At 46.3% G+C, this 22,307-nt stretch carries 14 protein-coding genes; 4 read left to right on the top strand and 10 right to left on the bottom strand.

The window, feature by feature from the left end; all coding sequences use genetic code 11:
- Positions 1-25: 25 nt before the first annotated feature.
- Entirely contained in the window at positions 26-4,726 is a 4,701-nt protein-coding gene (locus AC58U0_RS01905) for an OmpL47-type beta-barrel domain-containing protein (protein WP_497377340.1), read from the bottom strand.
- 316 nt (positions 4,727-5,042) lie between these two features.
- The gene (locus AC58U0_RS01910; protein ID WP_497377341.1) at positions 5,043-6,107 is read right to left on the bottom strand and encodes a zinc-dependent alcohol dehydrogenase; all 1,065 of its coding nucleotides are present in this window, start codon (positions 6,105-6,107) and stop codon (positions 5,043-5,045) included.
- Positions 6,108-6,293: 186 nt separating this feature from the next.
- Here AC58U0_RS01910 and AC58U0_RS01915 point away from each other — a divergent pair, with 186 nt between their 5' ends.
- The 3 genes from AC58U0_RS01915 (at position 6,294) to AC58U0_RS01925 (ending at position 9,327) form a co-directional block, all read left to right on the top strand.
- Positions 6,294-7,127 carry a helix-turn-helix domain-containing protein gene (locus AC58U0_RS01915; RefSeq protein ID WP_497377342.1) on the top strand — a complete coding sequence of 278 codons (834 nt, stop codon included), beginning with the start codon at positions 6,294-6,296 and terminating at the stop codon, positions 7,125-7,127.
- A 125-nt stretch (positions 7,128-7,252) separates the two neighbouring features.
- On the top strand, positions 7,253-8,251 hold the full coding sequence (locus AC58U0_RS01920) for a zinc-binding dehydrogenase (protein ID WP_497377343.1): 999 nt from the start codon (positions 7,253-7,255) through the stop codon (positions 8,249-8,251).
- A 26-nt stretch (positions 8,252-8,277) separates the two neighbouring features.
- Positions 8,278-9,327, top strand: a complete 1,050-nt coding sequence (locus tag AC58U0_RS01925) for a Gfo/Idh/MocA family protein (protein ID WP_497377344.1) — start codon at positions 8,278-8,280, stop codon at positions 9,325-9,327.
- A 139-nt stretch (positions 9,328-9,466) separates the two neighbouring features.
- Here AC58U0_RS01925 and AC58U0_RS01930 read toward each other — a convergent pair whose 3' ends face one another.
- The 3 genes from AC58U0_RS01930 to AC58U0_RS01940 all read right to left on the bottom strand — a co-directional run bounded on the left by AC58U0_RS01930 (position 9,467) and on the right by AC58U0_RS01940 (position 13,739).
- Complete coding sequence (locus tag AC58U0_RS01930) at positions 9,467-10,444, bottom strand: CapA family protein (RefSeq protein WP_497377675.1); 978 nt, start codon at positions 10,442-10,444, stop codon at positions 9,467-9,469.
- 675 nt (positions 10,445-11,119) lie between these two features.
- Positions 11,120-11,956 (bottom strand): alkaline phosphatase family protein, encoded by an 837-nt coding sequence (locus AC58U0_RS01935; protein ID WP_497377345.1) that lies wholly within the window; start codon positions 11,954-11,956, stop codon positions 11,120-11,122.
- Between the two features lie 22 nt (positions 11,957-11,978).
- Positions 11,979-13,739 carry a glycoside hydrolase family 35 protein gene (locus AC58U0_RS01940; RefSeq protein ID WP_497377346.1) on the bottom strand — a complete coding sequence of 587 codons (1,761 nt, stop codon included), beginning with the start codon at positions 13,737-13,739 and terminating at the stop codon, positions 11,979-11,981.
- Positions 13,740-13,901: 162 nt separating this feature from the next.
- Between AC58U0_RS01940 and AC58U0_RS01945 the strand changes: the two genes are divergently transcribed.
- Positions 13,902-14,816, top strand: coding sequence for a helix-turn-helix domain-containing protein (locus AC58U0_RS01945; RefSeq protein WP_497377348.1), 915 nt, complete (start codon positions 13,902-13,904; stop codon positions 14,814-14,816).
- Between the two features lie 316 nt (positions 14,817-15,132).
- Here AC58U0_RS01945 and AC58U0_RS01950 read toward each other — a convergent pair whose 3' ends face one another.
- The 5 genes from AC58U0_RS01950 to AC58U0_RS01970 all read right to left on the bottom strand — a co-directional run bounded on the left by AC58U0_RS01950 (position 15,133) and on the right by AC58U0_RS01970 (position 22,179).
- Positions 15,133-16,077 carry a stalk domain-containing protein gene (locus AC58U0_RS01950; protein WP_497377349.1) on the bottom strand — a complete coding sequence of 315 codons (945 nt, stop codon included), beginning with the start codon at positions 16,075-16,077 and terminating at the stop codon, positions 15,133-15,135.
- 134 nt (positions 16,078-16,211) lie between these two features.
- The gene (locus AC58U0_RS01955; RefSeq protein WP_497377350.1) at positions 16,212-18,491 is read right to left on the bottom strand and encodes a helix-turn-helix domain-containing protein; all 2,280 of its coding nucleotides are present in this window, start codon (positions 18,489-18,491) and stop codon (positions 16,212-16,214) included.
- A 173-nt stretch (positions 18,492-18,664) separates the two neighbouring features.
- A complete protein-coding gene (locus tag AC58U0_RS01960) occupies positions 18,665-19,543 on the bottom strand; it encodes a carbohydrate ABC transporter permease (RefSeq protein WP_216628071.1) in 879 nt (292 codons plus the stop codon).
- 12 nt (positions 19,544-19,555) lie between these two features.
- Positions 19,556-20,473: an ABC transporter permease gene (locus AC58U0_RS01965; RefSeq protein ID WP_497377351.1), complete on the bottom strand. Its 918-nt coding sequence runs from the start codon at positions 20,471-20,473 to the stop codon at positions 19,556-19,558.
- A gap of 59 nt (positions 20,474-20,532) precedes the next feature.
- Positions 20,533-22,179: a type 2 periplasmic-binding domain-containing protein gene (locus AC58U0_RS01970; protein WP_497377352.1), complete on the bottom strand. Its 1,647-nt coding sequence runs from the start codon at positions 22,177-22,179 to the stop codon at positions 20,533-20,535.
- Positions 22,180-22,307: the final 128 nt, after the last annotated feature.

The following is a 22,307-nucleotide window of genomic DNA, read 5'->3' on the forward strand; positions in this document are numbered from 1 at the left end:
TTCGGCAGCTATCGTAAGACTATATTCACAGCTGAAATAGTATCGTTGGGTTTGTTGCGATGTTATTTACACTTTCCTTGCGAGTTGCTCCATATGTCACGCTAAAGGTATAGGAACCAGATAGTAGTTCCTTGTTAGTCTCTCCGCTGGTTGTATTTCCGAAGGGCCTCCAGCTTCCTGCATAATAGCTTACCATGCCGCCATTGATTGGATTCCCTTGGCTATCCTTCAGCTGCACCTTAACGTTAATCGTCTGGTAGACAACCACAGGATCAGTTCCAATATTTTGTACCTTTTCGTTATGCGTTCCTTCATAAGTCATGTCAAACGTATAGGAACCAGGCAGTAATTCCTTGCTAATCTCACCGCCGCTTGTAGTTCCAATTGCCCGCCAGCTTCCTGCATAGTAGCTCGCACTGCCAACATCCAGCGGATTCCCTTGGCTGTCCTTCAATTGCAGCTTGACTTTAACGGTCTGGAACACAACCACGGCGTCAGTCTCGGTATTCTGTACCTTTTCCTTGTGCGTTCCTTCATAAGTCATGTCAAACGTATAGGAACCAGGCAGTAATTCCTTGCTAATCTCACCGCCGCTTGTAGTTCCAATTGCCCGCCAGCTTCCTGCATAGTAGCTCGCACTGCCGACATCCAGCGGATTCCCTTGGCTGTCCTTCAATTGCAGCTTGACTTTAACGGTCTGGAACACAACCACGGTATCGGTTCCTGTATTTTGTACCTTTTCCTTGATCGTACCTTCATATTTCATCGAAAAGGTGTAGCTCTTATTCGGCAACGTTTTACTTACGGATCCGGAGGCATCCGTTATGCCAAAATCCTTCCATCCCCCGTCGTAGTAGCTGACTACCCCTCCGCTGAGTGGATTTCCGCTGCTGTCTTTGAGTTGAACCTTAACAGCTGTAGAAGACAGCGTAAAGCTAACTATTTGAGGAGACTCAACATTCCCCGCTTGATCCGTTGACTTATAACTCACTTTGATCTGGCCTTGCTTATCAAACGTAACTGGCGCTGTATAAAGCAGCCATGTAGTCCCGTTATCCAGACTGTACTCAGTTTTGGCTGCACCCGATGAGCTATCGACGCTATTCAATGTAACCGTGACCGGGCTTGCGTACGTCCCATTCGGTCCATCCGGTTGCAAAGGCAATACGCTTGCTGTAGTAACTGGAGCTATTTTATCGATATTGCCTATCACATAACTCGTTTCATTGGATACGTTGCCTGCGGCATCCGCTGCTCTTGCATATAAGGTGTTGTTGTCCGAAACGGCGATAGGGCTTGTGTATGCTGTCCATGCACCGCTTGCGCCCAGTTTATATTCTTTCACTGCTGCATCAGTCGGATAGCCGATCGTTACGGTGACGTCCGTGTTGGTCGGTGTTGTCTTATCTGCAGTAAAGATAGGATCAATAACCAGTGGGCGAGTCACGGTAACTTCGATCGTGTTCGTTCTAATTGTCGATCCACCTAAAGTAATATCAGCATAAACGTTCGCCGTTCCCGCTTTGAGCGCTTTAACCTCTCCATAAACAACGGACAGAACAGTCGGGTCGCTGCTTGTGAAGGAAGTGGTGCCCCCTGCCAAGATGGCCGGCAGTCCGTTCTCCAGAACGCCGGAACTGATAATCGGCTCACTTTGCCCCTGATCCAGCGTAACCTTGGCCATTGATATTGAAGCTTGGGCCAAAGGAACTTGTAGTTTATACAGCGTTGGCCCCGATGTATAGTAGATGCTTCCGTCTACACCCAGGTCCAGCAGATTCGATTGCGTTTCCGTAAGTTTACGGTATTTCAGAGTGACAGGATCGAATACGGTTACGTTGCGAGCAATGGTCGTATACAGCAAGCCATCTTGCCCCCAGCGTAAATAAAAGCCTCTCCATGAGCTGCCGCCTTTCGCCCCCGGGTAAACTAACTTGCTCTTAACAACCGCGTTGGTGTCGGGATTCAACGCATAGACTGCGAATATGTCCGCACCCTCAGTATCAATTCCCCATGCTCCGCCCCAAAGTAGTCCATCAGGTCCAAAAGACAGACCGCCGAGCAATTTGAACGATGAGATGCCCGGGATAGCGGGTACAAACTCATCCAACTTGGTGTTTGTGGCCGCATTCCATTTGAACAGCTTGGCTGTTGCAGCCGTCCTGGTGGAACCGAGGCCACCTTCGACCGACGTGCCTCCGTAAACAATCCCATTCTTATAAGCAAGAGCAATGATGCTTTGATCCTGCACAACATTTCGGGTTGATCTCCACAATTTAGTTGTATCATCGTAGGTCGTCAAACTGCCGCCCAGTTTCCCGTAAACCGGTATCGTTCCAATAAACAGCTTGTTATCGCCGGAAGCGATCGCATAGGGCCGGTCTTGAAAATCCGGGATTGTGTAAACGAGGCCGGGATTATTTGCTGTCGTTTCCCCGTAATTATAGGGTAGGCTTGCGTCGAAGCGGTTAATGCGCGCCCCGCCGTAATTGCCGAAATAGGTCTTGCCGTTTAAAAAGCCGATTTCCTCAATTTGGTGCGGAGAATACGGGTTAGACATTTGTCTCTCCAAGCTCTGCGTTGACTGATTGAATATGGTCATTCCATCAATGAAACCGCCGAGATATAGCTTGCCATCAGGCCCTGCTGCCAGACTTTGAACATCGACGCCATCCTTTGCTATAGCTATTAAGGAGGTCTTTAAAGAATTATCTTGCGGGTTATAAAGCGTATAGTATCCATTCTCATATAAAGTAGCCAACACTTTGTCGCCGCTATCCGGCAATGTAATCCAATTGATCGCTTTCGTCCCATAGTCCAGCAGCTTCACTTGCGGTGTTACGGGCTGCACCGTATTCGTCGAGACATTATAAGTCCACAGATCTCTTGAATTTTTATTTCGATAATAGATTAGATCAGAATTATAAGGTGACGGAGGAGAAAGGTAACCGTCAAACGCTTCTGGGGAGTCATTGGGTATCAGCAATTTCTCATTCAGTGTCTGTTCGTCCATGATGGAGAGCGAAGTTCCGTGTACAATATATACGAGTCCGTTGTAGGGCCATATATTGTGCACGAAGTCAGGTTTCCCAGTAAATGAAAGCGTGATCTCTGTGCGTTCCCCGGTAATCCGGTCCATGCGCATCAAATGCTTTAACGAACCTATTCCCGTATACAGGTATCGCTCGGAAACCCCGACCCCCCGGGCATATTGCTCGGTTCCTTGCATTCTGCCAAGATCGACAAACTCATTTGTTCTTGTATTGTAACTGAATACTTTGGCATTCGGATATGTACCGCCATATATGAGGCCATCGGAGCTCGCATCTAGATCCCATACAAAGTTGTCGGATGGATTTCCGTTCCCCACCGAAGTAATAACTTTTTCTTTCGGGTCGTACTTCCAGAAACCACGATTTTGCGAAGCGGCAAAATAGACGTTCTTATCCGATCCGACCGTAACTGCCCAAGTTTGTGTTGTGCCGGGAACAGCCTGGGAGAAGTTGATTTTCCCTGTAGCGGCATCGACAGCATAAAAAGTCCCTGGATTGCCGTTAGCTACAAAATAAACCTCATTGTTGCCTATCGTTCCCCCCTGAGTCAACGCCGTGATCGTCGGTTTACCCAAGTCGACAGGATTGCCATACTTAAACGGTAATTTAAGTGCGTCACCTTTATAAGTAAATGAAACATCGTCAAAATAGGCTTTACTGAGAGTCGCTACGCCGGAATACAATAGAACCTGCGCTGTGGCCGTGTTATCCGGAGCTATGCCCTCTATTTTGATTTGCTTCCATGTATTGAGCGGTGAACCATGTGAAACGGAGGATGTTCCAATTTCTTTGCCTGATGCATTATAAAATTTGATATAAATGCTTACGCCTCCTCCGGATACTAAGTAAACGCTGGCTTTCGCTTCATATATGCCGTCTTCTTTCACACTGATCGCTTGAGTGCTCAGCCCAACGGATTTATCCGTATAGGTGTCTTCAAGCAACAGACTAGACAACCCACTGTTTTGCTCCGTCTTACTTATCGACACAGAGCCTGCAGGCGCACCTGAAGACACCCAACCAGGAATAGTTGCTCCTGAAGGATCTTCAAATCCGGGATTGATCACGGCAATCGTATCGGTCACGCGGTAAAACTGTGCCTCGTCTACATATGCCCTCATGGTAGTACCCGATGAAGCATACACGAAGACCGTCGCAAAGGCTGCATCCGCCGGAGCAATACCTTGGGCTTGAATGTCCAGCCATTTGTTTAACGGGGGCGCGGAGATGTTATAAGTCGCCTGTTTGTTCAAAGGTTTCCCCGCTGCGTCATGCCAACGAATCCAAAGAGAAGGGGTTCCTGTAAAGTTTTCGATATACAACTTGACTGCTGCCTCATAAGATTTTCCGGGCGTTACGGCCAGCTTTACGCTTTCCGCTCCAAGCGCCCCTGCCACTGCCCCAGTTCTCTCCATCTTCAAGCTTCTATTGCCTGCGAATTTGATCGTTTCTGACAAAGAGAGCCCTGAAGGTATACCGGCAGAAAAATAACCCCAGCCCGGAATTTTGCCTGATACTAAATCTTGTTCGAATCCGGAGTTGGGCACCGGAATGATCTCCGCCGCCTCAGCGGCTCGTACGTTGGAGGGCAAGTAAAAAGCTAAGCATAGCAAAGTTAACAATCCCAACAACCATTTGGAAAACGCACTTCTACCAACCATGGATATAGCCATTTTCATCATCCTTCTTCAAAATTCTACCTGATTCGGTAGTGGGTGTGGTGATAAGCCAGATTGATGTTTGTGAAATCGCTTACATTTCGTGTATAAGCGAACTAATGAGAATAAGTCGCAACCTGACCAGTCACGGTGCATGACAACGCTATTTTCAAATGAAAAATGTCTAGAAATATCTATCATACTCTCATGGACTGGTAGGCTTTGATGAAGGAAAACGAGGTACGCATCAACAATGAATGGCATTGAACAACTTGCACAATATTGGCTTTGAGCGTTTCTTTTGGGGATCATCGTATACGAACAGCAGTGATTACAACATTTCAAGAGATACAGGTACAGCACTTACTTGTTTCTCAGCTTCCCCTCCTTGCTCCTTCCCGTAATCAATGAGAACGCCTAATACGTCTCGTGGAGATTCGCGAAGCAATTCGTAAGCCACTGTCATTGAGGGTAAAGACATCTCATGCGTGATAAGTGTTTGGATGGAAATCCGTCGTTCCGCAAGTAAACGAATAAATTCCGCCATGTTGCGACCTTCTGTCCAACGTACGTAACCGATGGGATAGTCGACGCCCTTGCTTTCGTAGCTGTCATGATATCGCCCAGGACCACCAGCGCGTGAGATGAGCACCTGTGCCTCTTTGGCAAACATCAGCTCCCGATCGAAGTCCATCTTCACATCGCCGACAATGACGATTTTCCCTCTGTCGCGAATCCAGCGAAGGGCCTGATCAATCATGCCGGAATTGGCACCATTGGCGCAGATGACGACCGCATCAACACCTTCATGCGGTTGAAACGAATCGATAGTGCGATTAACATCCTTTACATTGTCGCATACTTGTACGGCACAGGCTTCCGAAAGCTTGGCGCAGCGTTCCGTCAACAAATCAAGCCCGATTACCCTGCTGCCGGAAACGTCTGCAATCCGACATACGATTTGTCCCAGTATACCAAGTCCAACCACGACAACCGATTCTCCAAAACGCAGATCCGCTTGCCGCAGCGCATGAATGGCGATCGCACCAAGTCCGACGAAGGATGCTTCTTTGGAGCCGCACTCATCTGGAAGGGGAACAACTAAATGCTTAGGCACCACTAAGAATTCCGCATGCTTCACATAAGGAGAGCCGTAACAAGCGACCCTCTGCCCTACCTTCACATGGGAGACGCCTTCCCCAATTTCCCGCACAATTCCCATCGCGCTATAACCAAGTTGAATGGGAGTATCGGTCATCAGGTTTTTCAACAGAAGCTCTGTGCCCGAACTAATTGCGGAATAGCAGGTTTCAACACGCACATGGTTCGATTCAATGGAAGGTTCTTCAATGTCTAAGACTTCAACCTTGCCTCTCAAGGAAATTACTGCTTTCATCTCTTCCCTCCTTTCTTTTTGGTATTTATCTGGTTCATATAATTCATGTTAAGCGATTGTAAAACGACTGTCAAACCTTTTTTCATAGACATTTCGTCCTTTTATTTCTGCAAGTAGATTTAGATAAGCATCAAATAAGAACCAGATGTTATGATATAATCAACTTTAAGATAGGGGTTGACTAGCATGAAGAATGATATGCTCTCATCTCTGCTGGAAACAGCCGAGTTAAAAGTGTTAAAGTTTGATATCCATCGCCGTCGCGAGATGAACTACCGGAACCGTGTATTTCAAGAGTATTACATGATGACCTATGTGCGAAAAGGCTCGGCCAAACTCAGAGTTCAGGACAACATCTATGTGATTGAACCGGGATCCGTCATTTTTATTCCTACTTTTCTGGAACACGACCAATATAAAGATAGCGATGAGGAAACCGAGTTTCTCTGGTGGCATTTTACTTACAAGATTCAGAATGTGATCGATGTGCTGCCGTTTTTACAGATCCCTTATATCTATCCGCTGAAAAATCACAAAAAATTCGAAGCCGTATTCGACGAATTCATTCTCTCCACCACAAGGGAAGGCCATATCCCTAACATCATTTTGCAAAAAGCAAAATCTCTTGAATTGCTTTATTTGTTATTGGACAATGCTTTGGGAAGTACGAATATCACGGATTTGAGACAGCAGTCTCACAGCTTTTTGTCCATCTTATTGAAGATTGTAACTCAGCCCGAGGCTTCGCTTTCCTTATCGGAATTAGCCAAGGATTTACATATGAACCCAACCTACGTAAGCAACCACTTCAAAGAGATGTTCGGCAAATCACCGATCCTTCTGCATCGGGAAATGAAAATCGCAAAAGCGAAATCGCTTTTGGAAATGCAAGAATTGAACATTACCGAGATCAGCAGCACCCTCGGATTTAACGACCTCCAAACCTTTACCCGCCTTTTCAAGAAATACACGGGCATTTCCCCCGCCCAATACAAGCGTTTGTTTGATAAAAATATTTAAAAATGCTTCCAGCCACCCTACCTGTATAAGTGTTAAACTTCAGCAAAGTTGTGCTCTATTTTTGTAAGTCCGATGCCTATACACTAATCTCGTGGGTCAATGAACCCGTTCGAGGAGGTAAGGAAATGGAAACACTGCGTATCGTTTTCACAGAAAAACAAAAGGTTGAGGTCCGAAAGGAAACGTTCGATCCTACACTCGGTCAAACCGAAATTTTATGTACCGCTCTATGTTCCCTGATTAGTACAGGGACAGAGCTTCAATGCCTTAGAGGTGTATTTGACCCCGAAACCAACTGGTCGGACTGGGTGAAGTATCCGTTCTATCCCGGCTATTGCATGGTAGCCGAAGTGCTTGAAGTTGGCCCTGAAGTTAAGGGGATACAAAAAGGGGATCGCGTGTTTGTCGAGAATTCGCATACGCAATATTTCAAAACAGATGCCAAGCACGCCTATCTTCTTCCGCAGAATATAAGCGCCGAGCAGGGCGTATGGATCAATCTTTCCAAAACAACACAGCTTGGCGTAAGAAGAGCAGAGCTGCAGTTAGGAGAAACGGTAGGTGTCATCGGTCTAGGAATTCTCGGACAGCTGGTTACTCAATATCTATATCTGTCTGGGGTCAAAGAAATTTTCGCCATCGATCCTGCAGAGAGCCGTTTGCAGCTAGTTGGGCAACGACCCGGCATACATCTGCTGCCCATGGATGCGGGAAAAGCACATGAAGAAATCAAGCATAAAACGGGTGGCAGGATGCTGGATGTTATCTTCGATATTACCGGACATCCGGCCGTTTTGGCCCAAGCCACTCGGCTCGTCAAGCCTTTGGGACGAGTTATTTTGCTGGGAGATACAGCTACACCTTCTGAGCAGGGAATGGGCCGCAATGTTGTGTCTAATTCCGTTTCCATTCTAGGCATCCATGCCTCTATGAATTACCAAGGTTGGAATCACCCCGAAATGGCCGCCTTATTTTTAAGTTATATCGCACAGGGACGAATGGACGTGTTACCTTTGATTACCCATCATCCTTCCCCATTGGAGGCCCCGCAGGTGTACGATTCATTGGTGAAAAACCGCAGTTCGGCCATGGGTGTCCTGTTTGATTGGACGAAATTAAAATGATGAAATCGGAAGAGAGGAGTCGAATTGTGAAATCACAATTGAGGGTAGGACTGATTGGATGCGGGGCCATATTACAGCGGCGCCACTTGCCTGAGTACCTTGCACATAAGGACGTAATCATTGTAGCTGTATGTGATCCTAATTTGGAACGTGCACAAGAAATTGCTAGGCAGTTTGGTATACCGAATGCCTACGAAACACATCAACAACTGCTGCAGAGTGGCGGGATTGACGCCGTTTCCGTCTGTACGCCGAATCATCTTCACAGCTCCGTGTCCATTGAAGCCATGGAATTGGGCCTGCACGTACTGGTTGAAAAGCCGATGGCCACCTCTCTGAAAGAAGCGGAAGCAATGATTCGCACGGCTAAAGAACAGAATGTATTTTTGATGGTCGGCCACAATCAAAGGTTTATGCCTGCACATCGCAAAGCGAAAGACATTTTACAATCCGGAAAATTAGGCAAGGTGTTAAGCTTTAGCACGGTATTTGGTCATTCTGGACCCGAACATTGGAGCATAGATGGCAAAAACAGCTGGTTTTTCAACCAGGAGCACGCCTTTTCCGGAGCATTAGGGGATTTAGGCATCCATAAAGCGGATTTGATCCACTGGCTGTTGGAAGATAGTATCATGGAGGTCACGGCATTTTGCTCGACGCTGCATAAGCCTACGAACGTCGATGATCACTCGATGATCTTATTGAAAACAGCCAGCGGAACCGTAGGCTCGTTAACAGCCAGCTGGACTAACTATGCGAATGAAATTAACGCCACTACTTTATACTGCGAAAAAGGCACACTGAAAATCGGAACCGATGACCGTTTCGGAGTGATCGTTGAATACTCAGATGGTATGAGAGATTTCCATGAAGTCGGGGCATTGCAAAGCAATAAGGCAGGGGAGCAGCATAATTCGGGCATTATTCATCATTTTGTCGATGGTATTCTGTCCGGCAACGGCCATGACATTACCGGAGTGGATGGGTACAGAGCGCTTCAGACCATCCTTGCGGGTATGGAATCCCAGCGTTTGAAGAAAGTCGTCGTTATTCCGGAGCTGGCGGAAATTAATTAGTTCTTTTCTACAATGTAAAAAAGTGCCCCTCCCACGCGATTGCAATGGGAGTCGCACTTTTGTTGTCCGAAGTCAGGATAAATTTCATACTGCTTCTTTGTAGCAACTGTATGCCATCATATGAAGTCTAGAAAATCTCCTATTGATGTTTATCTAATGGAACAACTGTAAACGTAGTCTTACTCGCTTTCCTCTTCTCCACTATCGTTGGTATTTGGTCGATTTTAAGAACATCTATGACGCCACTCTCATTTTGAGTTAGAGTCAAAGACAAAATCATACCTCGAATCGTATTCTCACTTTTTGTCAGCTTCGACGATACGAAGTTACCTAAAGAGGAAGCCGCGACTCGATTGCGCACTTTGCCATCATTGTCTTTTACAACGGTCTGAGTTACCGGGTGCAGCACATGCGGATGTGAGCCTAAGACTACGTTAACGCCTTGTTTAAAAAGGAACTGCATCAATTGCTTCTGATCTCTGCTTGGATACGTCTGATACTCTTTCCCAAAATGTAAGCATACTATGATGAAATCGGTTTTGTTTTTCAATTGACGGATATCTGCAATCATCTTTTTTCGATCAAATGGGCTCACCATCCAACGATGAGGAACAGGTATGGCATTCGTCCCTTTGGTATAGGCCAAAATACCAATATTCACCCCTTTTACATGCATTATCAGATGCTGTTTAGCTTCATCAAGGGAACGGGAGGTACCCGTATGCTTGAGCCCGTGTTGATCGAGGACCTTTAACGTTCGCTTTAAGCCAACTACACCACCATCCATACAATGATTATTGGACGTTGTTAATACATGAAAACCTGCGTTTTTCAGCGTTGCTGCCAATGCATCCGGGCAATTGAATACGGGATACCCGGTTCTCGGATTCCTTCGTTCCATTGGACAATTACATTTGGGCCGGATTCCCATCCTGCCCAATTGCCTGTTCCCAGAGAAGGTCGTCTCCAGATTACCAATCGTTAGATCGTGGTTCATTAGATAAGGTTTAATGGGTTCAAAAATAGAATCAAACGAATATCCGTCTCCTTGTTTAGCAGAGTCAATGATTTCACTTTTCATTAACAAATCTCCGACAGCGGCGATCGTTATTTGCACCAACGCATTCCCTCCTCTCATGAGCACATTATTCGATGAAAGGGGTTGTTGATTGCAAAATAGGCTGGGCTTTGAAGCCCACGCAGGTTGGGCGAAGCGGTACTAGGCGTTGGTGTTGGTGTTGGTGTTGGTGTTGGTGTTGGTGTTGGTGTTGGTGTTGGTGTTGGTGTTGGAGCTGGGTGCTGATGCTGGTCCTGGGTGCTGGGTGCTGGGTGCCGAGTGATGAGTGTTGGTGTTGGAGCTGGGTTGTTCCCACCGTTGCATTGTATATAGTGATGTTAATCATCGTTAAATATGGCGATTCCCCTTTCACATACACTTTAACAATGAAAAACATCAGTTTGGAGCGGAAATCGGACTAATGAGCTTGATTCCACATCATCTAACGATGTTTTATATCGTTAACGGAACACATTCCCTCCTCGTTCAAACTTTAGTGATGAAAAACATCATTACGGAGCGGAAATCGTACAACCGGGCCAGCGTTTCCAATTCCGACGTCTCGCACGTAACTGTCCCAAAACCAAATTGTGATTTTCCATCCCCCATATAAAAAGAAGAACCTCCATTCCACTGGAAGTGGATTTGGAGGTTCCTTTACGAAAAATTTGAGAATGACTCATTCGCGTTGAATCCATACGGCGTCTTGCTAGCTCCAGTCGTTGTGGCTTATCTTTAGCGCTGCCCCGGTTTCACCAGCAACCCGCTCGGAAGCTTAGCATCCCAATTACCGGGGAGTGGCAGGCCCAGTGCAGAAAGCGCAACGGCAGCCGTGTCCATGATAGTCAGGCCAGCCAAATCAGCCTCTGAGTAAACGCCAGGACCACGGCAGCCCCAGGAAATCGTCATGTCTTTCGGATGATCGCTGCCATGATTGAAAGCATCCAAGCCCCCGCCGCCATGATCCGTCGTTACGATAATCAGACTGTTTTCCAGCATTCCTGCATCTAGAATGGCTTTACTGATCTTACCGATTTGATTATCTGCGCGCGAGATCGCCTTTAAGTACTCCTCGGAGCCATACCCATGCCGATGGCCGGCAGCATCCACATCATCCAACTGAACGAACAGCAGCTCAAAATCCGGATTGTTACGGATATACGCGGCAATGGCAGGAACCAATTCATCATCCGGTGCAGCGTATTTATAAACCGCATCATTCTCTTCAATGATCCCTGTCTGGATTGGTTTCCATGAGACGAAGGAAGCCATCTTACTGTTAGGATTGGCTTCACTTATGATTTGAAATAAGGAAGGCGCTGCCGAGGCGACTGGATAGTTCCGTTCCATTTTAATATTCAAATGGGACTCATGCCTCTCCGGCGTTACGCCATGCAGCAGAGAACCCCAGCATTCCCCGCTATTGGAGGGAAATACGGTTTGGGCATGATCCGTTTTGGCTCCGCCCAGGAGGAGTGCATCGATATACGGCGTATCCGCTTCGCTGACAAACGCCCCCGCTCCATCTATACCAAGAATGATGACTCTTTTGATCGCCATTGTAGATGCCATTGTCAATCCCTCCGATTACAAGTTATCCCAAATCCGGCGTATCCGTCAGTTCAATGACCGGCTTCTCCGTATGATGTAATTCAAATACGATAATTTCATTGCGTCCAATTCGCAGTAATGGCGCCGGCAGATACAACGTTTGCTGGGGCCCTTTCTCCCAATAACGTCCCAAGTTAAACCCGTTAATCCAGACTGCGCCTTTCGACCAGCTGTCTAAACGAACGAATGTGTCCCCTGCTTCTTCCACGGTGAATTCCCCTCGATAAAAAGCAGGACGATCATTCCTTTCACTCACCTCAGCGGTGCGTCCAAACGGAATCGCAGTCAAGTCGTCCAGTGGGAGTGGATATATTGTCCAATCAAACAAGAACTGATTGTTCATCCTTACACCCTCTGTAATGCCTTTATAGTCCTTTAGTTTAGGACCATAATTGACGCGGCCCATGTTCTCGACCATAATGTCCAGCTTCGCGCCTTGTGCGGGAATGTCCATCTGGAGTGGACGCGAGTCCCATCTTTCCACCGTGCCTTGGTAGACGCCATCCAAGAAAACTTGCGCACGGTCATGCACCTCCTGCAGGTGCAGCATTTCACCGGTACGAGGCCCAGATACATGTGTGGAATAAACGATGAATCCATAGCTTTGGCCCAGCTTTTCCATCGGCTCTGGACAAGTGCTCTTAACGGGCTCAGTGAGATGCGATAAATGGTCAAGCATATCTGCTTTTTCAGTCAACGTGATACGACCGTAGCTTTTCTTCTTAATAGGTGCAGGTAATTCTGGAAAATCCTTAACATCTTTGCCTAGAAAACCTGCAATGACGCTGCGGACAGCTCTATATTTCTCCGTCTCATCTCCGCATTCGGACAAAGGCGAATCATAGTCGTAGCTGGTGATTGTCGCTTCATATTTGTCATGATAATTCGCTCCATTGTAGAAGCCGAAGTTCGTCCCGCCATGGAACATGTAGAAATTCACTGAGGCACCAGCGCGAAGCATTCGGTCGAATACGTCTGCAACATCGCCCGCTTCACGCGTGTGGTGAGGCTTCAACCAGTGATCAAACCAACCGTTCCAGTACTCCATGCAAAAGAGCGGCTCATCAACACGGTATTCGCGAAATTTATCAAAAGCTTCCTCCGGTTTAGAACCGAAGTTCACCGTGGCAAGCGTGCCTGGAACCGTCCCGCCTTGCAGCATGCCGTCCTCCGGACCGTCAGACGTAAACAGCATAACATCTACACCGCGTTTAATGAGTCCATCCCGCAAATACGTTAAATACGTTGTGTCATTGCCGTAACTGCCATACTCATTTTCAATCTGCATCGCAATGATGGGTCCACCATTCGTGCTAAGCAGCGGGACCAATAGAGGGATCAGCGCGTCATAGTAACGGTCAACTTTCTCCAGATAAGCCCGATCCATGCAGCGAAGCCGCATTTCCGGATATTTCAACAGCCATGCCGGTAATCCGCCAAACTCCCACTCCGCACAGATATAAGGGCTCGGTCGCAAAATCACATGCAGCCCCAGCTCGCCAGCCTTCCGAATGAATCGCTCCACGTCTGCAATGCCAGCGAAATTAAAAACATTTTCCTCGGGTTCATGCAAATTCCAAGGCATATACGTCTCCACGGTATTAAACCCGCAGGCTTTAAGCTTGATTAAACGATCTTCCCAATAGTCAGGTACGACACGAAAATAATGGATAGCTCCAGATATAAGTTGAATAGGCTTCCCATCTAAAAAAAACTGCTTATTTTGAGCTTGTAAATTGGACACGGTTATCCCTCCGGCGAATGAATGCGATAGTGTATGAATGATCTAATCATCGCTGAAAAGGCGGTCAATCCTCAATCTCCAAATGGAGCATTTTCTATACCAAATGTGCCAATTGAGTGATATGATTGAGTGTACAGAGATGACGTACGGAGGGAGCTCTTCATGGAAGATTTGTACCGTTTTCCGAATATGATCAATACCTTACAAGTCGTAGGATGCCATTTTGGCTTGAAGCCCCCGGGATGGCATTACCCTCGGCATCATCATCATTTGTTTGAGCTGCTTTACTGCTCGGAGGGTGAAGTCGTTCAAGAAATGAACCGCGAATCGATTACGATGCGGCAAGGAGACTGGCTGCTGATCAAATCCGGCGTCAGGCATCAATCTTCGAATTTGGCTTCTGTAGATTATGGCTACTTTAATGTGCATTTCGATCTCGATGATACCGAAATACGCAGCCTGCTCTCGACTACTCCTTATCGGCACATCCATCATCAGGATGCGGAGCAAAGCAAGCTTCAGTTCTACTTGAGCGAACTAGAGGCCGTCATGCATCGCAATCGGTCGAAGGATACCGATGAGCAAGAGCAGCAACCCTATTTGCGTTTCGAGGATAAGCTGCTGCTGCATTCATATACATTGCTCATCATTCATGACGTGCTAAATTTGCTTCGCGAACACGACTCACTAAGTAAACATGTGCCAAAGAAGGACAAAAACGCCTCCTTGTTCACCGCGGATGTTGCCCATGCGATTGAAGAGAAGCTGTCGCTCGGTCTCTGCGAGGAGGCGTCCGTCGCGGGGGTTGCGAAAGATCTGAATCTGAGCCGCAGTCAGTGCAGCAAGCTCTTCTCTAAGGTGTACGGACTATCGCCGCGTCAGTATGTCAGCCGGCAAAAGCTGAATCTGGCCAAAGAGCTGCTCGTCACAACCAATTTGCCGATGACAGACATTGCGGAGAAGCTCGGCTTCCATTCGGCCAGCCACTTCTCGCGGCAATTCCGGCGCTGGACCGGCCTGTCGCCAAGTGAATTCAAGCCGAAGCATCATGCCACGCAGCAGCCTCTTGTACTTTAACGGAACTAAGAGTCGCTATTTTGGTCAAAACCACAAGAATGACATGTTTCGCGGAACCACAGGACGTTATTTTGTTATTTTTGTCTCCGAATCTTACTTTTTCACCAAATAACGGCTCCACGTTCCGCTAATCCTATTTTCAACGTGTTTATCACGAAATAACGCATCGTGGTTCCCCTTCAACTGTATAAGAGGGTATTTTTTAACCTGCGCGTCCATCCGGTTTTTACTAATAAAAACGCCCGCAAACCTCAAAGTTTGCGGGCGTCTCGCGTACCGTACTCCTGTGTTCAGGTTTGCAGGCGTTCTCTTGTACTTACTCCTGTGCCGCGCCTAGGTCCGGCGTTTGTGCTTCAACCTCGTTAATCACGACGCTTTGTGATTCTGGTTCCCACTGCACATCGGCTTTCAGCGCTTCACTAATGAAGCGAGCCGGCACCATCGTGGACCCATTATAGACTTCTCCAGCCACTTCTAGATCAACGGCTTGTCCATTCACAAAGGCTTTATGAACACCTATCACAAGCTTCACTGTGACACCATCTTTCACTACGGTAACCGAGTTATCTTCTGGATTCCAAGTAACGGTAGCCTGCAAAGCCTCAGCGATCGCTCGGAAAGGAACTAACGTATTCCCATCTTTAATAAATGGCGGGACTTCAAAGTTAGGCTCAAGACCATTAACGTAAGCTTTAACACCTAGTTTGCCTCTCTTACTATTCAGTGCTCCAAGCTTTTTATATACAGTCAGGTTCGTAGAGTCTGATTTAATCACTTCTGTTTGAATCTCTGCAGCTATGTCCAAATCCCCCTTATTCTCAGCTTCAATGGCCGAGTCCGCGAGAATTGAACCAATATCTGCCGTATCACTTAACTGCAAATTGTACTTTTCTAACAGTTTGGATATGATGGCACCGGCAGGGCGATCTTTGACATTTTCGTACGCGTTTTGTAACCCTTTATACCCCTTATGTCCATGAGAGCCGTAGGTAGATGAAGTCACCGTTTCATGTTCCCCAGAATCCTTCTTTTCCTTCTTTCTTTTTTCCTTTTCTTCTTCTTTTCCCTTTTTCTCCTTCAACTTCGCGTCCACTTGATCATTAGAACTTGTACTTGATTTAGAACTTGAACTTGTACTCGAACTTGTACTCGAACTATATTGATCCGAACCTTTATCATGCTTAGGCTCTGCATATGCCGCAGAACTTAACAAACTACCCAGAACTGCTATCGAAACCACAATGTTAAGTTTCCATTTCATGCTTTACACGCTCCCAGAATAATTTGTCGTTTTTTGTTAGTTCACTCATTATAGCCAATAAACGGACAACATTCTGTATCACAGCACACAAAATGGCACTTTAATTCTTGCCTTATTCTTGCCTCTTTCCAGCATTATTCACCTTTCCTGAACTGCCCCGGTGTAATCCCCTCATAGCGCTTAAACACTCTTATGAAGGTATTACTGTTCGAGAAGCCGACCTTTTGTGTAATATCCGTAATCGTATCATCGTTCTCCGTCATCAACTGCTTAGCCAGCTGGACACGCTGTTTATTAACGTAATCAATAAATGTTTCCCCAGACTGCTCCTTGATGAACCGCGATAAATACGGCGCATTCACTTCAAACTTCAGAGACAGCGAGGTCAAGCTCAAATCCATATCCGCCAAATGCTCATCAATATAACTCAGCACTTGATCCTTCAGATTCGTATTATGACTTTTCTTCTTGGAATCGACATAGTCACAGACGGTTTTCAAAAACTTATAAATCTCATCTTCAATTTCCACAAAGGACTCGCACTGGGTCAATTGTTTAATGAGCGCATGCTTCTCTACCGCAAGTTCATTAGGACCCTGATCGAGATGCTCGATAGCTTTCAAGATCGTGCCGATCAATTCAAACATAAGAAGCTTTCCAAGCTGCAGCGACAACGTGCCATCCGACACATTCGTTACGATCAGTTCACTGACGGCCTCCATGGCCTCCTCGTACTGCCCGGTTCGAATATGATTAATCAGCTGCCGCTCCATATCCAGCGGATAATACAGCTCGTTCTTTGGTCGTTTGATCCGATCAAAAGGTATAATTTGGCTCGGACCAATGACGAATTTATATTCAAGCGCCTCCAGCGCCTCATCGAACCCATGGGGTATGCCGGTCAAAAGAGGATGAATATCACTGATTCCTATCGTCAGCTGAATATAAAATTTCCCCTGAATAATCGTCTGCGCCTCTTGCGCAATCTCAATCAATTCCTGCTTCGTCCGAACTTCATCGTCATTCTGAATATTAACTAGAAAAGCGATCATACCGTCCACCTCGGTCGTGAAAACCGTATGTTTTCGGCCAATCAGCTCTTCCGTAATGTTCGTCACAATATAATAAACATACTGCAATTTGGACTCTGCATCACGTGACCCGCTATCAGCAAACAAAGCTTCATAATCGCCGATATGAAATAATAGGACGGCAAAACGGTTCGTCTCGAACCGCAGGTCAAACGATTCCATCGATTGCGCGAGTGCAGAACCGCTCTCGACTCTGCCTTTAAGCAGCCGTGCCAGAAAATGGCTGCGCAGCACGTCTTGCTGCTTCTGAATTGTTCGGTTTGCCGTAACCTGCAAAGCTTCATTTTCGGACATGAAGGACTGGAGCAGGGAGAATTCATTCCCAATCCCTTCGATATTGGACTTCACCTTCGGAGAAACCAAATCCACCATGCGGCGGATCGGCATATAATGTCTTCGCGTCAGCCAAATGGACATCGGACCACCGACAAAAACACACATAAATAAGCCCGCATAAATCCAGCTGCGCAATTGACTTACTTTCGCTGAATAAATTTTCGTAGGAACGATGGACACATACTTCCATTCATTTTCAACCGAAGAAACGTAAGAAACCGTTACCTCTTCCTTGCCCCATTTTTGACTAAATGAGCCTTCCGCTGAGCGAATCTGCTCGAAATCAATATCGGATACATGATCCGAATCGCCAGCAGTCATCAGCAGCTTATTGGTGGAATCGAGTATCAACACACTGCCTGCTTGGGCAATCTGGATATTTGAGATGGCTGCTTTCAAACGCTCTGCGTTCAGCATGACGACAAGTGTTGCCGGCGCTTCGCTGGCATTTTGAATCGGCAGTGACTGCATGTACACCATGTCATCGTCAGCGAATTGAAGGAAATTTCCATAGTAGATTTTCTCCATACTGTCGCTCCACTGCTTCATGGTGATGCCTTTATTTCCTGCATGGAGCAATTGGAAAAGGAGCTCATCTTGATTCATTGTCGAGGTCGTAACCCCGAAATGCCCTTTTTTCATATATACATATAAATCGTTAATATCCCCATTCGAGGCGGCATACGAACGAAGCGAAGTGATCAGATCCAGTGTATCGATCTTGACTTGCGAAGTGTTAAAATCAGCTTGATTAACATACTTAATGACTTTAGGATCGAGGGAAAGCTGGAGACCCATCCGCTTAATATCTTTGAACTGATTGTCCAGCGATTGCTTCACCTGGTTAAGCAGCGCTTTGTTGGATCGAACGACCTCTGAGTTCAATAAATGCTGCGACTGAAAAAGGACCAACATCGTGATGACGATGGGAATACATAGAATGGTTAAGTTCGAGTAAAGCCAAAATAAAAATACGCTCCGCTTCACAAAGAAGTCCTCCCTTACTCATGCTGTATGCAGTATTATCCCATCTTCAACAGCGCAAGTACATCTACGATTTTTGTATCATCATCATTTTTAGTGATTCCCTCACAGAAAGTGGAAAAAACCAAATATCCCGCCCTCTTTTTGAAGATCCAAGAAGAGAACAGGCCTGGTCGTTATTCTTTGAGCGCGCCGACCATAACACCTTTCACAAAATATTTCTGTAAAAAAGGATAGGCAATCAGAATCGGCAATGTAGCCACCATGATCGTTGCGTATTTAATACTTTCCCCAATCGCTTGCGTGTCGTTCGCATTCCCCGTTCCAGTGGTCATCGAATCCGTGCTGTTTTGCACCAGAATTTCTCGAAGAATCAGCTGCAGCGGGAACATCTCCCGATCGTGAAGGAACAGCATCGCATTAAACCAGGAATTCCAGTGAGCTACACCATAATAGAGCACCATAACGGCAATAACAGGCATGGACAGCGGCACTACAATCTGGAACAAAATGCGCCATTCACCTGCGCCATCAATCTTTGCGGATTCCATCAAGCCCTCAGGGATCGCTTCGAACGAAGTTCGCATAATAATCAAGTTCCACGTGCTTATCGCCACGGGCAAGATGAGGGCAAGGTAACTATTCCCCATGTGCAGATAGTTGTTGATTAACAAATAAGTCGGAATCAATCCGCCGCTGAAATACATCGTGAACACGATGCAGATCATCAAGAACTTCCGCATCACAAACTTTCTGGACAATGCGTAAGCCCCAAGCGTAGTAAAAAACAGATTTACCGCTGTGCCCAGAATCAGGATGAGCAATGTATTCCCATATCCCGTCAAAATGTTTGGATTCGCAATCACTTTCTGAAAAGCGTCGAGGTTAAACCCCAGCGGTTTCAACAACAAGCCCGAATGCTGGATTAGCAAATTGGAATCGCTGATGGAAGCCATGAACACATAGTAGAAAGGGTACAACGTACAGACGATAAGCAATATCATCAGAATTGCATTACCGATATCGAATAGACGCTCAGTTGCGCTTAATTTCATATTTAGTTCCTCCTACCACAACCGGCTGCCCGAGAATCGGCGGGATAAGCTGTTAGCGCTAATAAGTAAAACGAAGTTGATCATGGATTGAAATAGCCCAACGGCCGTTGTATAGCTATAATCATTCCCTTGTGCCAGCCCTTCACGATAAACAAAGGACGAAATCACATCCGCCGTTTCGTACGTATTTGGGTTATATAGCAGAACGACCTTCTCGAAGCCGACCTCCATCAATCCGCCAATTCGAAGAATGAGTAAAATCATAATTGTTGGAATGAGACCGGGAAGCGTTACACTCCAGATTTGGCGGAACCTTCCTGCCCCATCAACGCGAACAGCTTCGTACAACTCGGGGTTGATCCCGCTAAGCGCGGCCAAATAAATGATGGATGACCAACCGAGTTCTTGCCAAACAGACGTGCTGACGAAAATGGTACGGAAATTCTCTGCATTATTCATAAGGGCAGAATCTTGCCCGCCAAAGAACATAATGATAGAGTTTACAATCCCTCCGCGGTTCGTGAAGTCAATAATTAACCCTGAAATGACCACAATCGAAATGAAATGCGGCAAGTAGGAAACCGTCTGCACAATCGATTTAAAAAGCTTCTGGCGAAGCTCATTCAAAAGGATCGCAAGAATAATCGGTGCTGGGAAACCGAATATCAAATTATAAAAGCTGATCAGAAACGTATTGCGCAGCACGCGGATAAAATAATAGCTTTGAAAGAAATCTTTGAAATGTTGAAAGCCTACCCAATCGCTGCCCCAAATGCCTTTCGCAGGACTAAAATCCTTGAAGGCGATAACGGCGCCATACATCGGGAAATATTTAAAAATGAAGAAGTACAGCACAACCGGCAGGACCATCAGGTAGATCGCGCGATTTTTTCTTATGTCATCTAGTAAAACCCGAATGGAATGGGCCATGTTCTCTCACTTCCTTATACGTGTGATGAAAAAGGGGAGGCTGGCTCCCCTCGAGCTTTTTAGCGTTTGTTGTAACGATCTGTTGCCGCTTGGTAGATCTCCACAGCACGGTCCATATTCATCTTTTTCACTTGCTCTACCGTTTTATCGTAATCTTCAACTTTTGCGGCACCCATTACAATTTTGGTAATTTGCTCCGTCAATAGCGTACTCACATCGTTCAAAATTTTCGCTGACTCCTTCGCTTCATCCGTAGACAAAACCACTGGCGGCAGAATCACTTTATAGGCATTATTCGCATACTTAGCGTATAGTTTTACAGCATCTTTTTGTGCAGGTAATTGATAATACTGATCGTTGTAACGGTCATCATCCAAACCGGAGAAGCCGTAGTTGGCGATAAAATATTTAGCCATCGCTTGACTGATTGGCAGATTGTCCGGATTTTTCAAAATCAGGTCCGTGTACTTCGGTTGACCGTCTACTTTCGTGTACGTTTGACCATCGATACCGAAATTTTTGAGCATTGCGCCTTCTTCGCTATACAGATAGTCCAAGGCTTTTACCGTTTCTGCCGCATGCTTGTTTGCACTCGTAATAACTGTTCCAATGTTGTCGTATTCCCATGACGCTTGCACAAATTTAGGCTCGTCGCCCTTTTTCAAAACCGGATATTGGACAGCAGAAAGCTTCGCTTTCGGGTCTGTTTTCTGCAGCGCCGGTGTATACGTACCGATGCTTCCGCCGATGAAACCGTAGAACGCTCCCGCTTTACCGGAAGTTACTTTCGCATCCATCGTTTTGGTGTCATTGGAAGCGAAGTCTGGATCGATCAGACCTTCCTTGTACCATTTTTGCATCGTCGTCAAATATTGTTTGAACTCTGGCTGTGTAGGTCCGAATTTCACTTTGCCATTATCGATATAGAAGCTGTTCGCATTGGCAATCGTCGACATGCCCGCAACACCGTATGCGCCTGCGAAGTCAGCAAATGACATCGGATAGGATTTGTTCAATGTGAATGGAATAGCGCCTTTCTTCTCTTTGAACGCTTTGAGCACCGTTTCCCACTCATCCATCGTTTCAGGCGATTTCAGTCCGAGCTCATCCAGCCAATCCTGCCGAATGACCATGCCGCTGAATGTTTTGTATTGACCGTATTGTCCTACCTTCAGATGAGGCATTGCGTAAATGTCACCGTTATCCGCCTTGATCTGTTTGGCGATCTGAGGGTTAGCGTCCATAATTTTCTTCAAATTCGGAGCATTCTTTTCTATTAAATCATTCAGTTTAATAATCGTGCCGTCTTTGAACATTTTGGAGGTTCCGCCCTGCACGCTGTTCCAATTCCACAGCATCGAATCCGGCAAATTATTAGAAGCAACCATGACACCGTATTGCTGAACATCATCTTGCGGTGTGTTTCCTGAAGAATGTTGGAAGTCAAACGTTACGTTTGTTTTCTTGGCCCACTCTTTTACCATAGACAGCTCGTTCAAGCTTTTGACGACTGCTTTCGCATTCGGATTCATTGGTGTCCATAATGTCACCTTCACAGGTTCTTTAGAATCAGCAGTTGCGGCTGGCGCTGTGCTGTCCTTAGCAGCATCCTTTGTAGATCCAGCGTTTCCGCAAGCGGTTGCAAGCGTTAATGCAAGAATGGTTGCCGCGAACGGCAGTACTTTTAATTGAGGTCTTCTTTTCATGGTAACACTCCCCTTATCTCGTAGTCCGGCTCTAACGCCGTGAAGCGGATTAGCCCTGTGAAAGAAGCATATCTCACGCTTAACCATGTCGTATATCGTCGATTATTCAATCGTATTGTTTTCTTAGG

The organism is Paenibacillus sp. J31P190 (assembly GCF_059692075.1).

Bases quoted from the DNA above. Each gene is read 5' to 3' on its own strand.
- AC58U0_RS01905 (WP_497377340.1), bottom strand. From the start codon at position 4,726: ATGGCTATATCCATGGTTGGTAGAAGTGCGTTTTCCAAATGGTTGTTG.
- AC58U0_RS01910 (WP_497377341.1), bottom strand. From the start codon at position 6,107: ATGAAAGCAGTAATTTCCTTGAGAGGCAAGGTTGAAGTCTTAGACATT.
- AC58U0_RS01915 (WP_497377342.1), top strand. From the start codon at position 6,294: ATGAAGAATGATATGCTCTCATCTCTGCTGGAAACAGCCGAGTTAAAA.
- AC58U0_RS01920 (WP_497377343.1), top strand. From the start codon at position 7,253: ATGGAAACACTGCGTATCGTTTTCACAGAAAAACAAAAGGTTGAGGTC.
- AC58U0_RS01935 (WP_497377345.1), bottom strand. From the start codon at position 11,956: ATGGCATCTACAATGGCGATCAAAAGAGTCATCATTCTTGGTATAGAT.
- AC58U0_RS01945 (WP_497377348.1), top strand. From the start codon at position 13,902: ATGGAAGATTTGTACCGTTTTCCGAATATGATCAATACCTTACAAGTC.
- AC58U0_RS01950 (WP_497377349.1), bottom strand. From the start codon at position 16,077: ATGAAATGGAAACTTAACATTGTGGTTTCGATAGCAGTTCTGGGTAGT.
- AC58U0_RS01960 (WP_216628071.1), bottom strand. From the start codon at position 19,543: ATGAAATTAAGCGCAACTGAGCGTCTATTCGATATCGGTAATGCAATT.
- AC58U0_RS01965 (WP_497377351.1), bottom strand. From the start codon at position 20,473: ATGGCCCATTCCATTCGGGTTTTACTAGATGACATAAGAAAAAATCGC.
- AC58U0_RS01970 (WP_497377352.1), bottom strand. From the start codon at position 22,179: ATGAAAAGAAGACCTCAATTAAAAGTACTGCCGTTCGCGGCAACCATT.